Source organism: Anaerostipes butyraticus (assembly GCF_016586355.1).
In the GTDB taxonomy this organism is placed as follows: domain Bacteria; phylum Bacillota; class Clostridia; order Lachnospirales; family Lachnospiraceae; genus Anaerostipes; species Anaerostipes butyraticus.
This window is the reverse complement of the sequence record NZ_BLYI01000067.1, coordinates 26165-40533: the sequence shown is the minus strand read 5'-3', so window position 1 is coordinate 40533 and position 14369 is coordinate 26165. Positions and strand designations below refer to the sequence as shown.

The window sequence follows — 14369 nt, the reverse complement described above, 5'->3', positions numbered from 1 at the left end:
TCATCCGTAAATACAGTAGTCTCTACTTTATAGATGTGGTTTGCAATCACGATTTCCGGATCCGTGACCGGTCCATATATCGTCATCCGGAAATGACATGGCAGATAAGATTCGTTGTTGATCATCCTTGTGCCTCGGACTCTTTTTAAATCGGTCGGAAGGTCAAAGAGCCCTTTCGTTTTCTTGCCTTCTTTTACGGTAAGATCGAACGGAAACTCCGGGAACATTATTCCTTGTTCCATCGTGATCTCTGGTTCCGGCTCTTCTTCTCCAGGTAGGATCGTGATCGGATCCGCTGCTTCCGCCAGAAATGAATATGTTGTTTCTCGGATCCAAAACGGATACGGCGCAAGAATCTGCATTGTCTTTACTGTTGCATAATCTCCCGGTTCCGTACTCGCTGTCAAAATATAACACGTTAGGTAATAGTCTCCAAAGATTAATTTTCCTGGCGTTTTATTTACTACATCGTATTCAGCCTGATCCGTCAGCTCATTTAGAGCTTCTTTCTTTTCTGCATTCGCTCCTCTAACCCATATTTCAAGATCATATTCTAGCGGGTCTTTCCGAAAATTATTGATCTCGATGCCGTATTTTTGCTCTGTGCTTTCGTAGTTCCATGAATACGCATGGAATACGGCGTCTTTCAATCTCGTTTTAAAAGAGGAGAGATCAATCTCTCTCCCCTGTGAACTAATGTATTTTATCATTGAAATTGCACCCCGATTTCTCCAAGTCCTCGTTTAAAGCTCCGGCTGTCAATTACCGATATTACTTTAATATTCCGTGCTGCTCTTGAAAATGCTGCAGCCATTCTGCCGTAATCAATATCAGTTCCCATTTGTGTTGCCCCCTGCGTATTTATACTGATGGCATTCGCCGCTGCTTTCGCTGCTTTAGCCACTACCGGGATATTATTGTAAATTCCTTTCGCAAGTCCACTCATAAAGTCCGGCATCCACGACTCATATTCTCTTAGTGGTCCCTCGTCCGGCCGTGAAAAGTGCAGGAAACTTTTGATTTTGCCTCCAATTCCTTTCACTCCGTCTACGATTTTTCCAACTCCAGACATAATTCCATCCTTAAGCCCACCTATAAAATCAGCGCCCCATTCGTACGCCTGACTCGCTAATCCGGTAATAAAATCTTTTATCGTATTAAACGGTTTTTTTACGATATTTGCCAGTCCGCTTACAACAGACTTAATCCCATTTTTAAGTCCATTAAATGCTTTTACCGCAGCATTTTTTATTGCATTAGTTACTGTGGATACAAAAGACTTTATTGCATTAAAAACAGATGTTACAACAGATTTTGCTCCGTTTACTGCTGTTTGTATCGCTGATTTTATCGCGTTCCATACGCTCGTCGTTACGGATTTAATCCCATTGAACACAGAAGTCACAAATGATTTCACGGCATTAAATACAGACTGAACTACAGATTTCACAGCGTTCACCGCTGTTTGTATTGCTGATTTGATCGCGTTCCATACGCTTGACGCCACAGATTTAATGCTGTTAAATACAGACGTTATAAACGATCCTACAGCATTAAATACGGACGTTATGACTGATTTCACGGCATTCACGGCCGTCGAAATTGCTGTTTTTACCTGCTGCCATACCTGTCCAGCTACTTTCGTGATCGTCGACCAGTTTTGTATAACTGTTATAATGGCAGCTATTGCCAATGCGATTCCGGCTATGACCGCTATAATTGGCAGTAACGATACTTGTAATGTTGCAAATGCTCCTGCCATAGCTAATACAACTGGCGTTATTACAGTTGCTGCTGCCAGTAATACTCCCAGCACCGTCACGAACGTCTGTACTGGCGCTGGCAGTTCCGAAAACTTTTTCGCAATATCCGCTATCACATCTAATATCGGTTGTAGAGCATTCTGTAAATTTTCTCCGATTCCCTCTGTACTGCTCTTGATCTCATTGATAGATGACTGCCACTCCTGGCTCGGTGTCGCTTTTGCAAATTCTTTTGCTTTGCCAGTTGTGTCACTAAATGCGTCTCCTGTCTGAAAGAGGGCAACAGACGCATCAATTCCCAGATCTTCAAATTGGCTGGACAGTGAAGACAATGCTTTCTGTTGGTCTTCCGGGGACATTTTTTTCAAATCTGCCCCAATGCTTGATGCCACATCCGCAACTGTCGCTTTTCCACTCTGCCATTCCTTAAATGTATTTTGTGTTGCTTTTGAGAAGTTCCCCATGTTTTCTTCAAAGGTTCCGTCTCCAAGCTTGATCTGCAGCTCTTTTACGGCATCGGCCACTTTACCTGTATTCATTGCCCCGTTTTCCATGCCGTTCTTCATAATCTGCATCATCTGTTCAGCGGAAAAACCGGCCTCTTCGAATAGTGGGGAATACTCGTTGAGCGTATCCATGAAGTCCCCGCTCTTATTCAAGTTCTCCTGATATCCTGCCGCTATCAGATCCATAGCTTCCTGGGCACTGAGTCCGTATTCCTGCATCAGTTTCGATGCACCCAGAACATTGTCCTGCATATCAGTTCCTGTGATATCCGATATCGACATCAGCTGTTGTGAAATATTTTGCAGATTCGTATTATCCAATTCTCCAAAATTTTGTTTCACCAACGTTACAGCCTTTCCGGCTTCTTCTACGGAATCAGTCACGCCTGAGTTAAAAACATTTTTTACAACGTCTCCCGCCTGCTGCGCTTCTTTTTCCGTTAACCCAAGATTTGCCTGCATGTTGGATTGCGCATCTCCAAATTCTTGCGATGTTCCCATAGCGTTCTTCCCGATCTCTACGAGCTTATCGCCTATGCCTCCAGCTACATCTGCCAATTCTGCCATGGCCGTGATCTGCGTTGAATTTGCAATCTGGTCAATCTTTTCTTTTAGACCTCCCGCTCCGCTCCCTGCGTTTTTGAAAGCATTTTCCAGAGCACTGGATGTCTGTTTTGCTTCATTTTTAAGATTTCCCAGTTTCTGCTCTGTCTGTTCTGTCTCTCTTTGCAACGCCCGAAATCCTTCCGGACTAATCGGATTCCCAAACTCGGCATTCACCGTTTTGGCTTCTGCTCTCAAACTTCGTAATTTCTTAGTGGATTCAGTCAGCTCGCTTTGCAGTTCTTTGTATCCTGTAGTATCCGTTTCTCCAGCATCCTGCATTTCCTGCATCGCGTTTTTCAGTTCGGCCGTTTTCTTTTTCGTCTGTTCTATTTCTGTCTGAATCGGCGTCATTGCCGCTTTCCATGCATCATAATTTTTAGCCGATGCTGCAGCCTGCTCATTTGCGATCTTCAATGCGTCTAATCTTTTTTCTGTGTCAGAGATCGATTTCCCAAGCAATTCGTTTTTTTGTGTCAGAAGCGTTATGTTGGACGGATCCAGTTTCAGCAATCGATTTACATCCTGTAATTCCTTCGATGTGCTCTTTAAGTTTTTATCTACCCCCTCCAGGGCTTTATTTAATCCAGTCGCATCTCCATCCAGTTCGATCGTGATGCCTTTTATCCTGCTGCTCCCTGTCTCACCTCCTACAGATTGTCAATATCTTCCTGCGTAGCCAGCCGCGGATAATCGTATTCATCGTTTTTCATTTCCACAAACATGTCGTTTACCAGTCCAATGCTCAATAAGTCCAGGTCAGATACAGCAATACCGCATTGCACACACCGTAGCATGAACAATGCGGTATTTAACTGTCTATCTATTTCCCTTTCTTTTTTTTTGCCTTTGACATTTGTTTATTTTCCAGGTTCCACATTTTCATGATCTCTGGAAAAATTTTATAAATGTCGAACATTTCAAACTGGTCAATCCATTCTAAGATATCGTCCGGCTGACTTGGGTCTCCGTGTTTGTGCATCAGGTATGCGATATTCTCAAACATCTCAAGCGAATGGATTGGCAAATTGGACTCAAACTGACTTTCGTCAAATTCTTCTCCTTTTTCTTCGGCTGCTTTCTTTAAGTCTTCTTTCAACCGTTCCTGGACTTTCATCTGCTTTGCTATGTTGTCCATATCCACAAAAATATCCCTGTTAAACTTCAGCCGGTACATTCTCGGAATCGCTGCTGAGCTTTTAAATTTACATTCTTTTTCATCAATGGTTATTGTTTTTCTCATGTCTGTCCAGTCCCTCCATCAGCTTATGCAGCCGGCTGTTTCTCGTATACACTTTCAAACCAGCTGTTTCTCGTTGCATCGTCAGTATTGTCTGTTGTCTTTGCTCTTACATCCCCGTCTTCATTTGATGCGCAGGAAATTGTAACCGTTTCGGTTCCTGGTTCCTTGGTGTCTTCCGTTGTTTCGGACTCTACATTTGGGCGTGTCGCCGTACAATTGTAAAACCAGAACAGCGTTGGTTTTACATCCCCATCAATCTGGAACCCCAGTGCAAATGTTTTTCCCTTCGCATTTATGTTTTCAATCAGTACCTTTTTACCGTCTTCTTCTTCTCCTAAAACATCTTTCCGGAAATCATCCGTAATTAACGCCATCTCTAAATCGCCTTCATACCCGCCATTTGATGCACTTTTATAGTACACGATGCCATCCGCATAGAACGGAGTAATCTCTCCCTGCTGTTCAAGGGATATTGATACCGCTCCCGGAAGTGGTGCCGGAGTTCCGTATCCGTCATCTTCCTGCACTGCATAATGCACATTTTTAATGTTAAATTTTACTTTGCTCCTTCTTATACCTCCGTTTCAAAATTTACCTGTAACATTCTTTCAGATTCGATATAATACTCTGACTTTTCGTAAAAGAGTTCATTTTCTGTCATCCAGTTTTCTATTTTTCCCTCCGCCTCCAAATCTTTTTTCATTGTATATAATTCGATGTCCACCTCCGTGATCTGGTGATATACAATGCCGTCTGCAGAAAAATTGTCGGTTCCCGAGAATGAATACACAATATAAGGCGGCTGCGGAACATCTCCTTCCGCAAAATGGCTGTATGCAACAGGATATCCCAGGCTTTTCAGTCCCTCATAGATTTCTTGTGCTGTCATCTGCCTAGCCTCGCTTTCACGCGTCGTTCATACTCTTTGTTGCACCACTCTTCTACTTTTTTAATATGTGGATATGCTTCGGCTCTCCCTCCCTGCTGCAACTGGTGTCCTTTCTCCAGAAGGTGTGTTAGTCCCGGTTTTTTCCGGTTATGAATCGTAAAAGAAAATTTCCCGTTTCCAGATTTAACTGCCTTTACGCTCCATCCGTCCGCATAGTGTCCTTTTCTGCTTCCGGATCCGCGCGGCGATGTCGCCTTCAATTTTTTTCTTCCTTCGGCCGCTACTTCCTTTGCAATCTCTTCCATTTCTTCATTTTTAAGTTCTCTGTATTCTCTCAACTCTTTCATAATCACATCTGCCAGATTTCCGGCGTCAGCTTTCGCCATCTTTTACCACCGCCTTTATTTTTACTGTCTGGTTCCGAAACTGTATGTTGTCAATCGAATTTATGTTATAGACTCCGTTCCGAAACAATATCCTGAATCGTTTTGTATTCATTTCATCAAAGAACGGCTTCCACCGAAATATAAATTCTACCGTATTTTCCTGTTTTACATTGGCTGCTTCCCAGTACTCTCTTCCGGACAGGCCGTTAACATAAGCATATGCTTTCTTGTAATCTTCCCATTTTCCGGCCGGATTCCCGATATCATCAAACTCGCCTGTATATTTTTGTATCACAACTTTATTTCTGTAAGCTCCGGCATCCATACGATCACTCTCCGTTCGGTAACAGGTTTGTGCTATACATTCCAAGGATTGTCTCTACCGTCCTATTTGGATTTGCCTGGCTCACCGTCGTGGATCGGTTGTCCCACATATCCGCGATCAGCGCAAGAACAGCTATTGTAATATCTTCATGTTCGTTTAGTTCTTCTTCTGTCAGGCCGGTATATCCTTTACAATATGCAACCGCAGCCCCAAATTGAGCTTCTATTAGATTTTTGTCATCATCTTCAAGATTTTCCTCAATTTCTCTGATATGATTACAAATCGTAGCAAGCGAAATATCATTTATTTTCCTTCTTTCTCACCGCCTTCATTTTTTCCAGAAATCCACACGCCACATATTCAGAGGCCAGGGAACTTTTCAGCTCCCGCACCTCTCCTTTTTCCATTGCAATCTTTCCGGAAAAACTTTTCAATGCCCTATATTTCATTGTGTATCACCTTAATCTCCAGAAGCCATTGTAAGTACAGAAATTTTCTGCTCGTCTTCCACTTTCGCGTCAATTTCTGTCCATCCTACAACTCCGATCGCGTGCTGTGTTGCGTAGATTTCTCTTAATACCTGTGCTTCAAAATTCTCCGTGATCTTAACTGCCAGTCCAGACATATCGCCATAATAGATAGCTCTGGATCCTGCTGCCATTTCCGGCATGTTGTCAGAAACATACACATCTTTTCCCAGCAGTACACGGCCAAACGCTGCATTGATGTCATCCTGCAGCAGATATCTTCCATTTCCATCTTTTAATTTTCTGATGGCTGTTCTGGTCTTGCTTGACATGATCCAGATAGCCCTCTGCTGGAACGCATCTTTTACAGAATCCTGCAGATCAATTAACTCATCCGCTGTAATTGCCGTCTGAGATGCTGCAGTTACTCCCTGAGTTACCGTAGACAATCCTTCAATTTTGGATGCCGTCCCTTTCAATAATTCGCCTTCAATCCATCTGGCCACTTTCTGAGCCATGTGATTTACAACAAAAGATACGATATCGAACTGGCTGTTATTCATGAGCGAGCGCGACACTTTAGTCAATGCCCCTGCTAAAAATCCAGATAAGGTAATGCTTCCGAATTTTCCTGCGCTTGCTTCCAGTTCTTCAAATTCATCCGCGTATGCCATTTCAATATCATTTGCATCCGCTGGATAAAACGGGATCACAAGGCTTCCCTTGATGTTGTACTTAGTTGCTCTTTCCAGGATTGGCGAAATTTCATATACTTTTTCAATGATTCTCTGTGCGATGGTTTCCGGGATCACGGCTCCATTGTCCGTCAGCGTCATGTTTGTGTCAGCTCTTAATTCTCCGTTCGCCACTCCGCGAAGATACTCTGCGAACATCTTTTCTTCATCCTGCGCTCTCTGCTCTGCGGATTCATCGTTTTCCGAAGCTCCTTCGCCGCCTTCCTCATTGTTTCCGCCTGTCTCTTCTAAGCGTTTTTTGATTCCTTCCAGCGTTTTGATCGTCTTGTCGATATCATCGATCTCTTTCTGGATATCGTTTACTTTCTGTTCCTCTTCTTCGTTGATTGCTCTCTGTTCTGCCTCTACTGTTTCATACAGGTCTTTCAATTCCTGTACTTTTTCGGCTCTCTGCTCTTTTAATTTTTTGATGTTGTTTTTTTCTGCAAAGAACTGAATGTTCATCTTCATCTTTCTTTGCTCTGCTCTATTTACTCTCGTCTTTTTCCTTACACATTACCTCCGTATTTTTCGATAATCTTTTTTAAGCTGCTGTTGTCATAGTTCTTTTTATCTTCAAACCCGATATATTCAGGTTCAAATTCTTCCGCACGGATTTCAAAAACTTCCTCTTTTTCTCCTGCTCTGGTCTCTGCTGTGACTGTAGTCCCTTCGTACCATGGCCGCATGTTTGTTATTAAGGACACCTCCCTCATATCCATGTCGGTAATCGTCCGTGTCGGGATCCCGTTCTCTCCATCTGCTCGGACTTCTACCGGGTGCAGGATGTCAAAACTCCATCCTCGCAACCTTCTCTCTTTTGCTGCCTGTACAACTTCCGGATCTTCGGTTTCCACATGTGCTCTCAGCCCGATTTTATCTTCCTGCAGATTCAGGTTTGTCTTGGTGCTTCCAAGGATCCTGCTCCACTTGTGGTTCAGTAAGATTTTTATCTCTTCTGCCCGCTTCATCGCTTTCCGGAAAGTTCCCGACTGAATCCTCTCGATAAAATAGCCGCCCTTCCCATCCGGGATTGGCCGGCTATTCCTTCCTGTCACATTCACATACCCATCAATGATCACGGATTCTCTTCCATTCTCTGCCCTGAGTTCAATTCTTGCCCTTCTTCGGTCCCTCCTTCCCCGATCTTTGCACTTTTGTTCATGTTTGGTATATAAATACTTTGGTTTTCCGGATCGTATAACACGTCCTGTAATCCAAGTTTTACCATATTAATTCCTAACGGTTCACGGTTTTCCATCGCTCTGATTTCGTCGATCTGCAGCCATCCGGTTTCTGCCGCCGTTTTATAAGCACTGTAACGTTTATCTGTGTCTCCTTTAGTAAGCTCATACATATCCGGAGCGAAATAGTAGGTTCCTTTTTCTTTTTCCAGGAGCAGCGCCCGGTTTAATGCTGTCATAAATTCGCCCATAAAGGTATTTACACAGTATTTTATGTACGTTTTGTCTCCCTGTTCCGTCTCGATATCTTCCGGAACTCCAAGGATCCGGCGCAACTCCTCTCCATTGGTTTTCTTGTTTTCGTTCAACTGCATCTCAACAGACGTATTAGACGCCTCCTGGAATTCCAGCCCTTCATTCAGGATCACAACATTTTCCGTGTTATTTCGATACAGGTTCCTCCAGGCCGCCCGCAACTTGTTAATCGCCCCTTGCGACAGCTTTCTGGCCGACTTTACAAAACCTTTCTTATTTCCACCGGTTTTCACAAGGTTTTCTTCATATTCAAGCGAATTATATGCCACGCTTAACACCTTGCTATTCTCTTCAACAATGCTGTTTCCTCGCATACCGTCTTTTGTATTTCGGAGCACCCGGATGAATTGTTCTGGAAAATAAGATTTCCCCTGTACCATAATTACATATTCTTTAAAGATTTCGTCTGCGTTGGATGCTGTAGAAACACATTCGCTTTTTACATATCTTAGAGAATCTATTGTCAGTCCATTCCAGTCAACATAGATATATCCACCTCGGCCAAGATAATAATCTTTCACGATCGCCTGTTTCATCTGGTTTGCATCCAGTGTGTCTCCGGTTTCTTCATTTAACATAAATACCCGGTAATCTTCTTTCGCCTCAATTACCCTGTCTCCATCTCTCCGATACAGTTTAATCGGGATATTGGCCACTGTTCTTGCAATTTCATTAATCGCCCCTGCCACCGACGGAATCTGTATCGCTTTTTCTCTCGTGATGTCATCGTTATTAATCCAGGCAGAAAGGAGTTGACTTCCCTGTTCGGATTCTTCTTTTTTCTCTTCCGTTTCTTCCGGCTCTGCTCTTACTCTTTTCTTAAAAAATAACCTTTGCTACCTCCTATAGTTCAATATTCTCCAGTTCCGCCCTCGCTTCCAGTAGATTGATGTAATCCTGCATCATGTTAAGCTGCAGGCAATAGATGCTCTTTGGACACGTCGGTATAAAATCAAGTTCCCGGTTTTCCCATTTTTTTATCATGGATTCTAATTTTTCAAAGCGGATTCTTACTTGCCAGTATTCCGCCCGAAATCGTTCTTTATAATCATTGCTTTCCATCATTTTTATTGTGTCTTTTAATCCCATGTCTATCTCCTTTATGCTGTCTGTACTACAAAATCTCCGTCATACAGCAATACATTTTGTTGCAATAGATAAATGCTGTTTATGATTGCTGCCACTTCATCCACTTTTCCGGATGATTTTTTCTTGTTCACGTATCGGTTCATATTTGTATCAAAAGTACACTTTGCATTTTCAAAATTGATTTCTAAAAGAATATTTTCTGTGTAATGCCATTGCCGATTTAAGATATATTCGTAAAGCAGTTTTGTCGGCGGATGCAGTGTATCGCTGTGCTGCCGGATTTCCACCGTTTCGTATTTCTCATTCCATTTCTGTGCACTGGACAGGGCATTGTAACGATCGTAACCAATCGCCCGCACCGTTACGCCATATTTTTCTTCGATTCCAAATACAAAATCCTCGATCACGCTGTAATCTACTGTCATATCGCCGCAGGCAATGCATTTCATCTCTTGAATAAATCTTCTATAATCAATATGTTCAAATTCATTCTTTTCGTCTATCCGGCCTTCTGGGATAAATGCTATTACATCGGAGTAAATTTCCCCGTCCATCTCTGCGCTCATGGCTACGGCGCAATTATCGTTCGACATGGCCAGATCGACGCCAATATATACTTCCATTCCTTCCCAATCAATATGATCTATCTTGCAGGCTCTTACTTTCTCTACTTCAACATAGACTTCTGTTCCCTGCCCCTGATAGACGATATTGCAATGTTTGGTCAGGAAATTTTCTCGAAGACTCTCCCGTCGTATCGCCTTCTCTCTTTTCTTTACCAGATCATCCCATACTTCTTCGATTTCCTGTGCCAGAGGATTTCCGTCCTTCAGCACGTCATCATCCGTCGCCCAATCATCTGGATTATCCGGCTCATACAGTAAAGCAAATACTGTCGGGTCTTCTACCAGACCATCAAGTATCATTTTGGCATCCTGCACTTCATCTTCCAGCGGATTGTGAACCGTCGGATATTTCGTGGATATAATAAATCCCAGTTTATTTTTTACAAGAAGCTGGCCTGATCGCATAGCCTCAATCGCGTATGGTGTCGGCAGTGCACCTACTTCATCTGCTATAAAAACAGATGGTTCTTTTCCATCCATCCTTGTTGTGGAATAATTCAGCGGTGTATATTTTGTTTTCGTTGGCCGGTGTAAGATATAATCCCGCAGTATTTTAAATTCTCCCTTTTCAAACACTGCTGCGTTTGTCTGTATTAGCGGTTCAATTGCTTCTTTTATCTCTCTTGCCAATGCTCCATCTGGCGCGACAGAAAAAAATCTCGAATAGCTCGGTTCCAGGTAAAAGAGCAAAATAAACAGTACGGCCACAACAAATGTTTTTCCGTTTTTTCTGCATATTTCCAGCAGTGCTGTCTGGTACCTTCTTTTTCTTTTGTCTTCTCTGTATACTGTTCCGATCACAGCCGTGATCAGCAGCCACTGGTATCCGGCCAAGGATTTATATATGCTTTGCCCTGCTTTTGGCCCTTTCGCCATTTTGAGCAGTTTTAAAATTACATAGATTTTTTTTAGCAATTTCGTGTTAATACAATAAATTTCACTTTCCCCTCGGAAAATCGAAAGAAATTCCCTGCATTGTATCTTTACGTATTTTGGCGCTCTGATACGCTCTTCTGCGACTTCCTCCGCATAATTAACTGCCGGGTGTTTAATCATCGTCATCTTCCTCATTCAGTATGTCCATCAGAGTTTTTTTCTCTTCTTCTTGATGTACCGCCGCAATTGACAATTTTGCTCTGCTCTGCGGAGATAAGCAAAGCTCATTACAGCAGCGAAAAAAATCTTTCGTTGCTGAATCCTTTGCAAGTCTGAAATTTTTTTCTAATAACATTTTGGGATCTTCATTGGATTGTTTGTCAAAACTTTGCAGCTGGTCAATCGATACGCACGCCCTGGAAAGAATGAATAAATCAAGATTTCCAAGCAACTTTGACTCATCTAATTCAGCGATTATGTACCTAAAAATCTTTTTCTGATTCCTGTTCAAGTAATTCGGAGGTTTTAATTTGTCAGTTTTGCCGCGGGTCAGCTTTTCAATGTTTCTGCGCTTTTGCTCTTCCTCTTTTGTGATCGTTCCTGTTTTTGCTTCCACGCTTTTTGCCGGTCTTGCCCTTCTATCCCTCCTTAAAATTTTCATTTCTAAGATTTTGTGTGCTCAGATATGGGGCGTCGGTCGGGAGACAGCTCAAAAAATCAAGGCCAGAACCCCGGGGGGATCATCATACTGCGCCTTCGTCCTCTTCCTCCTGCTGCCGCGCAATCTCCTGCAGTTCTTTTCTCGGTATTTCTCCTTTTTCGGCCATTTCATGATGTCGTCCACACAAGCTTATCAGATTGCTATCATCCAGCCTTGCGTCCCAATCTTCCACGATCGGCACAATATGATGTACTGATATGCCTTCTGTCTCAACCCTCTTTGCCCCATACAGTTTCCTTTTACATATCTGACAGCAGTATCTGTCTCTCGTTCTTATATCAACACTCTTCCTTCTCCATCTCTCGCCTCGTCTGAATACCTGTATCTTTCTTCCTTCTTTCTTTTTGTATGATTGTCTTTCCTTGATTCTTCTTTCTTTTTGCGGACACATATACTTCGTGTCGTGTACTCTCCCGCAATACTGGCATGATCTCAGCATCTTCCTTCATTTCTTCCTTTTATCAGATTGTTGATCAATTCCCTGATTCCCTCCGGATCCATTTCCCAGTTATCTTTCCCTACTATTATCATCTGAGTTCCATCTGCTTTCTTTCTGTTCTTTCTCTGTGTAGTATGCCTGCATTTTCCACCATTCCTGTAGCATTCACCTTTCTTGCATTTTTTTACTTTCCCATCACACAAATATAAATTCATTTTCATCCTCCTGTTTGATTGCGCCCCCTGGACTCGAACCAGGACCATCGGCTAAGGAGACCGATAAGCTACCCTTACTCTAAGGCGCGCTATTTTTACACATAACAAAAACAGCACCCACCTAATATGGATGCTGTTTCCTGAAAGGTTATCAATAGAAACTTGTCAACAATGGTTTATTTGTTCACTGGCTTCATTTTATTTTTAACATACTTTTGTGTGACACGGCGTGACATTTATAAATTTTTCTCAAAAAATCTTTTATTTCTTTGGCGACAGGATTCTGCCGTGTATGGTATATTCCGGTTTGGATACATCATATTCATCCGATATGCCGTCTGGGTCCAATTCAGGTCTTGCAAATAATAAAAATCAAACATTATTCTTAACTCGATCTGATTTATACTCTGTATGTACTCTTCTGCTTCATTCGTCAGTGTTAAAAGTTCCATTTCTTCTCTCTGCAGCATATCTTTTCTTTTCTGCAGGAGTTTCTTCTTTTTGTCCAAAATCCCGTCTGGGTGCCCTTCTATCTTAAAATGCTGTGTGCCTCCATATCCTCCTTTCACTGTATCTGCTACTTCCATTTTTCTTAAATCCGTTATTTCTTTTTCTAATTTCCGGATCCTTTCTTTTATGATTTTTATTCTCTGCTTCATGTCTACGTACTGGATCAATATATTTCTGTCCATTTCCTCTCCTCCTGCTGCCGCTTATTTTCCTTCAAATTCCGCCTTTGTCACCCCTCCCTTTATCTTTTTCTTCGTCTCACCATCTTTTCTTTGCATCCCTGTGCTTCTCTGTTTTTTAATCTTCTTGGTTCCCATATTCCTAAGGTATCCAACATCATTTCCCTGAAATCGAACAATACTCCAATCATGGCATCTATCTCTGCCATATCTTCAATTTCGATCATCACCGCACTGTCTTCTTCCATAGCTTCTCTGTATCCTCGATAACCAGAGTTTCCAACTATTCTACGATATTTGTACCCAGTTCCTTTGTGCATGATTACTACGTTGTTAATTTCTCCTACTTCTGTTAATACCTTCATTCTTCCTCCTTCGGTATGTAAAACACTGTATTTTCATCTGGTATCCTGTCTTTATATGTTGTTATAATCTTTTTTAATACTTTTTCCGCACTCTCATGTTTTGTGTATTTCCCTGCTATATCATGCTTTCCCCCATGAGTGATAAAAATTCCATATATTCCCGGTAAGTATTGTCCACACTCAATCTTCTCCGCCTGATCCATGTTAAATATTTCATCTCTATCCTGACTTACAATAATCATTCCCAGTAACCTCCTGCTGCCCCGGTTTGGTGCCACTGCGGTTCTTTCTTTTCCTCTACTTTTGGTTCTCCATCGCATCTTTTAAGGCATTCTTCATCATCTGGATACAAAAACATGCACTCTCCTCCACTTATTTCGCATTCCCATCCGTGATATTGATCAGTTCTCCTCGCCATTTTGCATCCCATTTTTTTCTCCTCCTGTTATTTCCCAATTCGTTTTTTGTTTCTTCTAAGCTTCCGGAATTTCTTCAAACAATTCTTCATACTTACTCGGTGCATATCTTAATAAAAGTTTTTTTTGCTTCTTCCTCTTCAATAGCCTCTCCTGCTTTTTCTCCACAAAACGGACATCCTTTCACTTTCTATTCTCCTTTCATCTCAGTAACAGCTCTTTGGATTGTACTTGTACTTACTTTCAGTTCATCCGCTATCTTCGAATTACTCCATCCAGCATCACGTAATGCCTTTACCTTTCCCAAATCCAGCGGTTTCTTCTTCGTTCCTTTCTTTCCTTCTTTTTTCAGTTCTTCCTGCTGCCTGTTTCCTCCTCTGATCAGGTCGATCAGCTCTTTTGCTTCCTCTATCGTCAAATCGATGTACATTTGTTCCTCCTTTCCGCCTGCTGCCTTCCGGCGGCAGGCTGGTGGTTTCTTTGTTTCTTATGCGCCGGTTGCGGTATATGAAAACCAG

General features: G+C 42.3%; 22 protein-coding genes and 1 tRNA gene. All 23 read right to left on the bottom strand.

The features are described 5' to 3' along the window. On the bottom strand, positions 1-710 hold a 710-nt coding region (locus tag JMF81_RS14835; protein ID WP_201312206.1), incomplete at its 3' end, for a hypothetical protein. Continuing rightward, positions 707-3385 carry a phage tail tape measure protein gene (locus JMF81_RS14830; RefSeq protein WP_201312205.1) on the bottom strand — a complete coding sequence of 893 codons (2679 nt, stop codon included), beginning with the start codon at positions 3383-3385 and terminating at the stop codon, positions 707-709. The genes JMF81_RS14835 and JMF81_RS14830, both read right to left, overlap by 4 nt. A gap of 310 nt (positions 3386-3695) precedes the next feature. Continuing rightward, positions 3696-4115, bottom strand: a complete 420-nt coding sequence (locus tag JMF81_RS14825) for a hypothetical protein (protein ID WP_201312204.1) — start codon at positions 4113-4115, stop codon at positions 3696-3698. A gap of 23 nt (positions 4116-4138) precedes the next feature. Then, a complete protein-coding gene (locus JMF81_RS14820) occupies positions 4139-4690 on the bottom strand; it encodes a major tail protein (RefSeq protein ID WP_201312212.1) in 552 nt (183 codons plus the stop codon). Then, positions 4687-5004, bottom strand: coding sequence for a hypothetical protein (locus JMF81_RS14815; RefSeq protein ID WP_201312203.1), 318 nt, complete (start codon positions 5002-5004; stop codon positions 4687-4689). Before JMF81_RS14815 ends, JMF81_RS14820 begins: the two co-directional genes overlap by 4 nt. Then, positions 5001-5390 carry an HK97 gp10 family phage protein gene (locus tag JMF81_RS14810; protein ID WP_201312202.1) on the bottom strand — a complete coding sequence of 130 codons (390 nt, stop codon included), beginning with the start codon at positions 5388-5390 and terminating at the stop codon, positions 5001-5003. Before JMF81_RS14810 ends, JMF81_RS14815 begins: the two co-directional genes overlap by 4 nt. Next, positions 5377-5715 (bottom strand): phage head closure protein, encoded by a 339-nt coding sequence (locus JMF81_RS14805; protein ID WP_201312201.1) that lies wholly within the window; start codon positions 5713-5715, stop codon positions 5377-5379. Before JMF81_RS14805 ends, JMF81_RS14810 begins: the two co-directional genes overlap by 14 nt. Before the next feature lie 4 nt (positions 5716-5719). Then, positions 5720-5977, bottom strand: coding sequence for a head-tail connector protein (locus JMF81_RS16825; RefSeq protein WP_279323900.1), 258 nt, complete (start codon positions 5975-5977; stop codon positions 5720-5722). 37 nt (positions 5978-6014) lie between these two features. Next, complete coding sequence (locus tag JMF81_RS14795; RefSeq protein WP_201312200.1) at positions 6015-6164, bottom strand: hypothetical protein; 150 nt, start codon at positions 6162-6164, stop codon at positions 6015-6017. Between the two features lie 11 nt (positions 6165-6175). Continuing rightward, positions 6176-7387: a phage major capsid protein gene (locus tag JMF81_RS14790; RefSeq protein WP_243282701.1), complete on the bottom strand. Its 1212-nt coding sequence runs from the start codon at positions 7385-7387 to the stop codon at positions 6176-6178. A 38-nt stretch (positions 7388-7425) separates the two neighbouring features. Then, positions 7426-7998, bottom strand: coding sequence for an HK97 family phage prohead protease (locus tag JMF81_RS14785; RefSeq protein WP_201312199.1), 573 nt, complete (start codon positions 7996-7998; stop codon positions 7426-7428). Next, a complete protein-coding gene (locus JMF81_RS14780; protein ID WP_279323899.1) occupies positions 7995-9137 on the bottom strand; it encodes a phage portal protein in 1143 nt (380 codons plus the stop codon). Before JMF81_RS14780 ends, JMF81_RS14785 begins: the two co-directional genes overlap by 4 nt. A 121-nt stretch (positions 9138-9258) precedes the next feature. Next, entirely contained in the window at positions 9259-9504 is a 246-nt protein-coding gene (locus tag JMF81_RS14775) for a crAss001_48 related protein (protein ID WP_201312197.1), read from the bottom strand. An 11-nt stretch (positions 9505-9515) separates the two neighbouring features. After that, positions 9516-11186, bottom strand: a complete 1671-nt coding sequence (locus tag JMF81_RS14770; RefSeq protein WP_201312196.1) for a terminase TerL endonuclease subunit — start codon at positions 11184-11186, stop codon at positions 9516-9518. Further along, the gene (locus tag JMF81_RS14765; protein ID WP_201312195.1) at positions 11179-11622 is read right to left on the bottom strand and encodes a P27 family phage terminase small subunit; all 444 of its coding nucleotides are present in this window, start codon (positions 11620-11622) and stop codon (positions 11179-11181) included. Before JMF81_RS14765 ends, JMF81_RS14770 begins: the two co-directional genes overlap by 8 nt. A 127-nt stretch (positions 11623-11749) precedes the next feature. Further along, complete coding sequence (locus JMF81_RS14760) at positions 11750-12166, bottom strand: HNH endonuclease (RefSeq protein WP_201312194.1); 417 nt, start codon at positions 12164-12166, stop codon at positions 11750-11752. Beyond that, the gene (locus tag JMF81_RS14755; protein WP_201312193.1) at positions 12160-12381 is read right to left on the bottom strand and encodes a hypothetical protein; all 222 of its coding nucleotides are present in this window, start codon (positions 12379-12381) and stop codon (positions 12160-12162) included. Before JMF81_RS14755 ends, JMF81_RS14760 begins: the two co-directional genes overlap by 7 nt. 18 nt (positions 12382-12399) lie before the next feature. Further along, positions 12400-12470: transfer RNA gene (locus JMF81_RS14750), tRNA-Arg, on the bottom strand. A 147-nt stretch (positions 12471-12617) separates the two neighbouring features. Beyond that, positions 12618-13073, bottom strand: a complete 456-nt coding sequence (locus tag JMF81_RS14745; protein WP_243282699.1) for a hypothetical protein — start codon at positions 13071-13073, stop codon at positions 12618-12620. Positions 13074-13132: 59 nt separating this feature from the next. Further along, the gene (locus JMF81_RS14740; protein ID WP_201312192.1) at positions 13133-13435 is read right to left on the bottom strand and encodes a hypothetical protein; all 303 of its coding nucleotides are present in this window, start codon (positions 13433-13435) and stop codon (positions 13133-13135) included. Beyond that, on the bottom strand, positions 13432-13677 hold the full coding sequence (locus JMF81_RS14735; protein ID WP_201312191.1) for a hypothetical protein: 246 nt from the start codon (positions 13675-13677) through the stop codon (positions 13432-13434). Before JMF81_RS14735 ends, JMF81_RS14740 begins: the two co-directional genes overlap by 4 nt. Further along, positions 13674-13865, bottom strand: a complete 192-nt coding sequence (locus tag JMF81_RS14730) for a hypothetical protein (protein ID WP_201312190.1) — start codon at positions 13863-13865, stop codon at positions 13674-13676. The genes JMF81_RS14735 and JMF81_RS14730 overlap by 4 nt, the downstream gene beginning before the upstream one ends. A 176-nt stretch (positions 13866-14041) precedes the next feature. Continuing rightward, positions 14042-14281 (bottom strand): helix-turn-helix domain-containing protein, encoded by a 240-nt coding sequence (locus JMF81_RS14725; protein ID WP_201312189.1) that lies wholly within the window; start codon positions 14279-14281, stop codon positions 14042-14044. Positions 14282-14369 lie beyond the last annotated feature (88 nt).

Coding starts and splice junctions, on each gene's coding strand:
- JMF81_RS14825 (WP_201312204.1), bottom strand. CDS start 4,115: ATGAGAAAAACAATAACCATTGATGAAAAAGAATGTAAATTTAAAAGC.
- JMF81_RS14815 (WP_201312203.1), bottom strand. CDS start 5,004: ATGACAGCACAAGAAATCTATGAGGGACTGAAAAGCCTGGGATATCCT.
- JMF81_RS14810 (WP_201312202.1), bottom strand. CDS start 5,390: ATGGCGAAAGCTGACGCCGGAAATCTGGCAGATGTGATTATGAAAGAG.
- JMF81_RS14805 (WP_201312201.1), bottom strand. CDS start 5,715: ATGGATGCCGGAGCTTACAGAAATAAAGTTGTGATACAAAAATATACA.
- JMF81_RS14795 (WP_201312200.1), bottom strand. CDS start 6,164: ATGAAATATAGGGCATTGAAAAGTTTTTCCGGAAAGATTGCAATGGAA.
- JMF81_RS14790 (WP_243282701.1), bottom strand. CDS start 7,387: ATGAAGATGAACATTCAGTTCTTTGCAGAAAAAAACAACATCAAAAAA.
- JMF81_RS14775 (WP_201312197.1), bottom strand. CDS start 9,504: ATGGGATTAAAAGACACAATAAAAATGATGGAAAGCAATGATTATAAA.
- JMF81_RS14770 (WP_201312196.1), bottom strand. CDS start 11,186: ATGATTAAACACCCGGCAGTTAATTATGCGGAGGAAGTCGCAGAAGAG.
- JMF81_RS14760 (WP_201312194.1), bottom strand. CDS start 12,166: ATGCTGAGATCATGCCAGTATTGCGGGAGAGTACACGACACGAAGTAT.
- JMF81_RS14755 (WP_201312193.1), bottom strand. CDS start 12,381: ATGAATTTATATTTGTGTGATGGGAAAGTAAAAAAATGCAAGAAAGGT.
- JMF81_RS14745 (WP_243282699.1), bottom strand. CDS start 13,073: ATGGACAGAAATATATTGATCCAGTACGTAGACATGAAGCAGAGAATA.
- JMF81_RS14740 (WP_201312192.1), bottom strand. CDS start 13,435: ATGAAGGTATTAACAGAAGTAGGAGAAATTAACAACGTAGTAATCATG.
- JMF81_RS14735 (WP_201312191.1), bottom strand. CDS start 13,677: ATGATTATTGTAAGTCAGGATAGAGATGAAATATTTAACATGGATCAG.
- JMF81_RS14730 (WP_201312190.1), bottom strand. CDS start 13,865: ATGGGATGCAAAATGGCGAGGAGAACTGATCAATATCACGGATGGGAA.
- JMF81_RS14725 (WP_201312189.1), bottom strand. CDS start 14,281: ATGTACATCGATTTGACGATAGAGGAAGCAAAAGAGCTGATCGACCTG.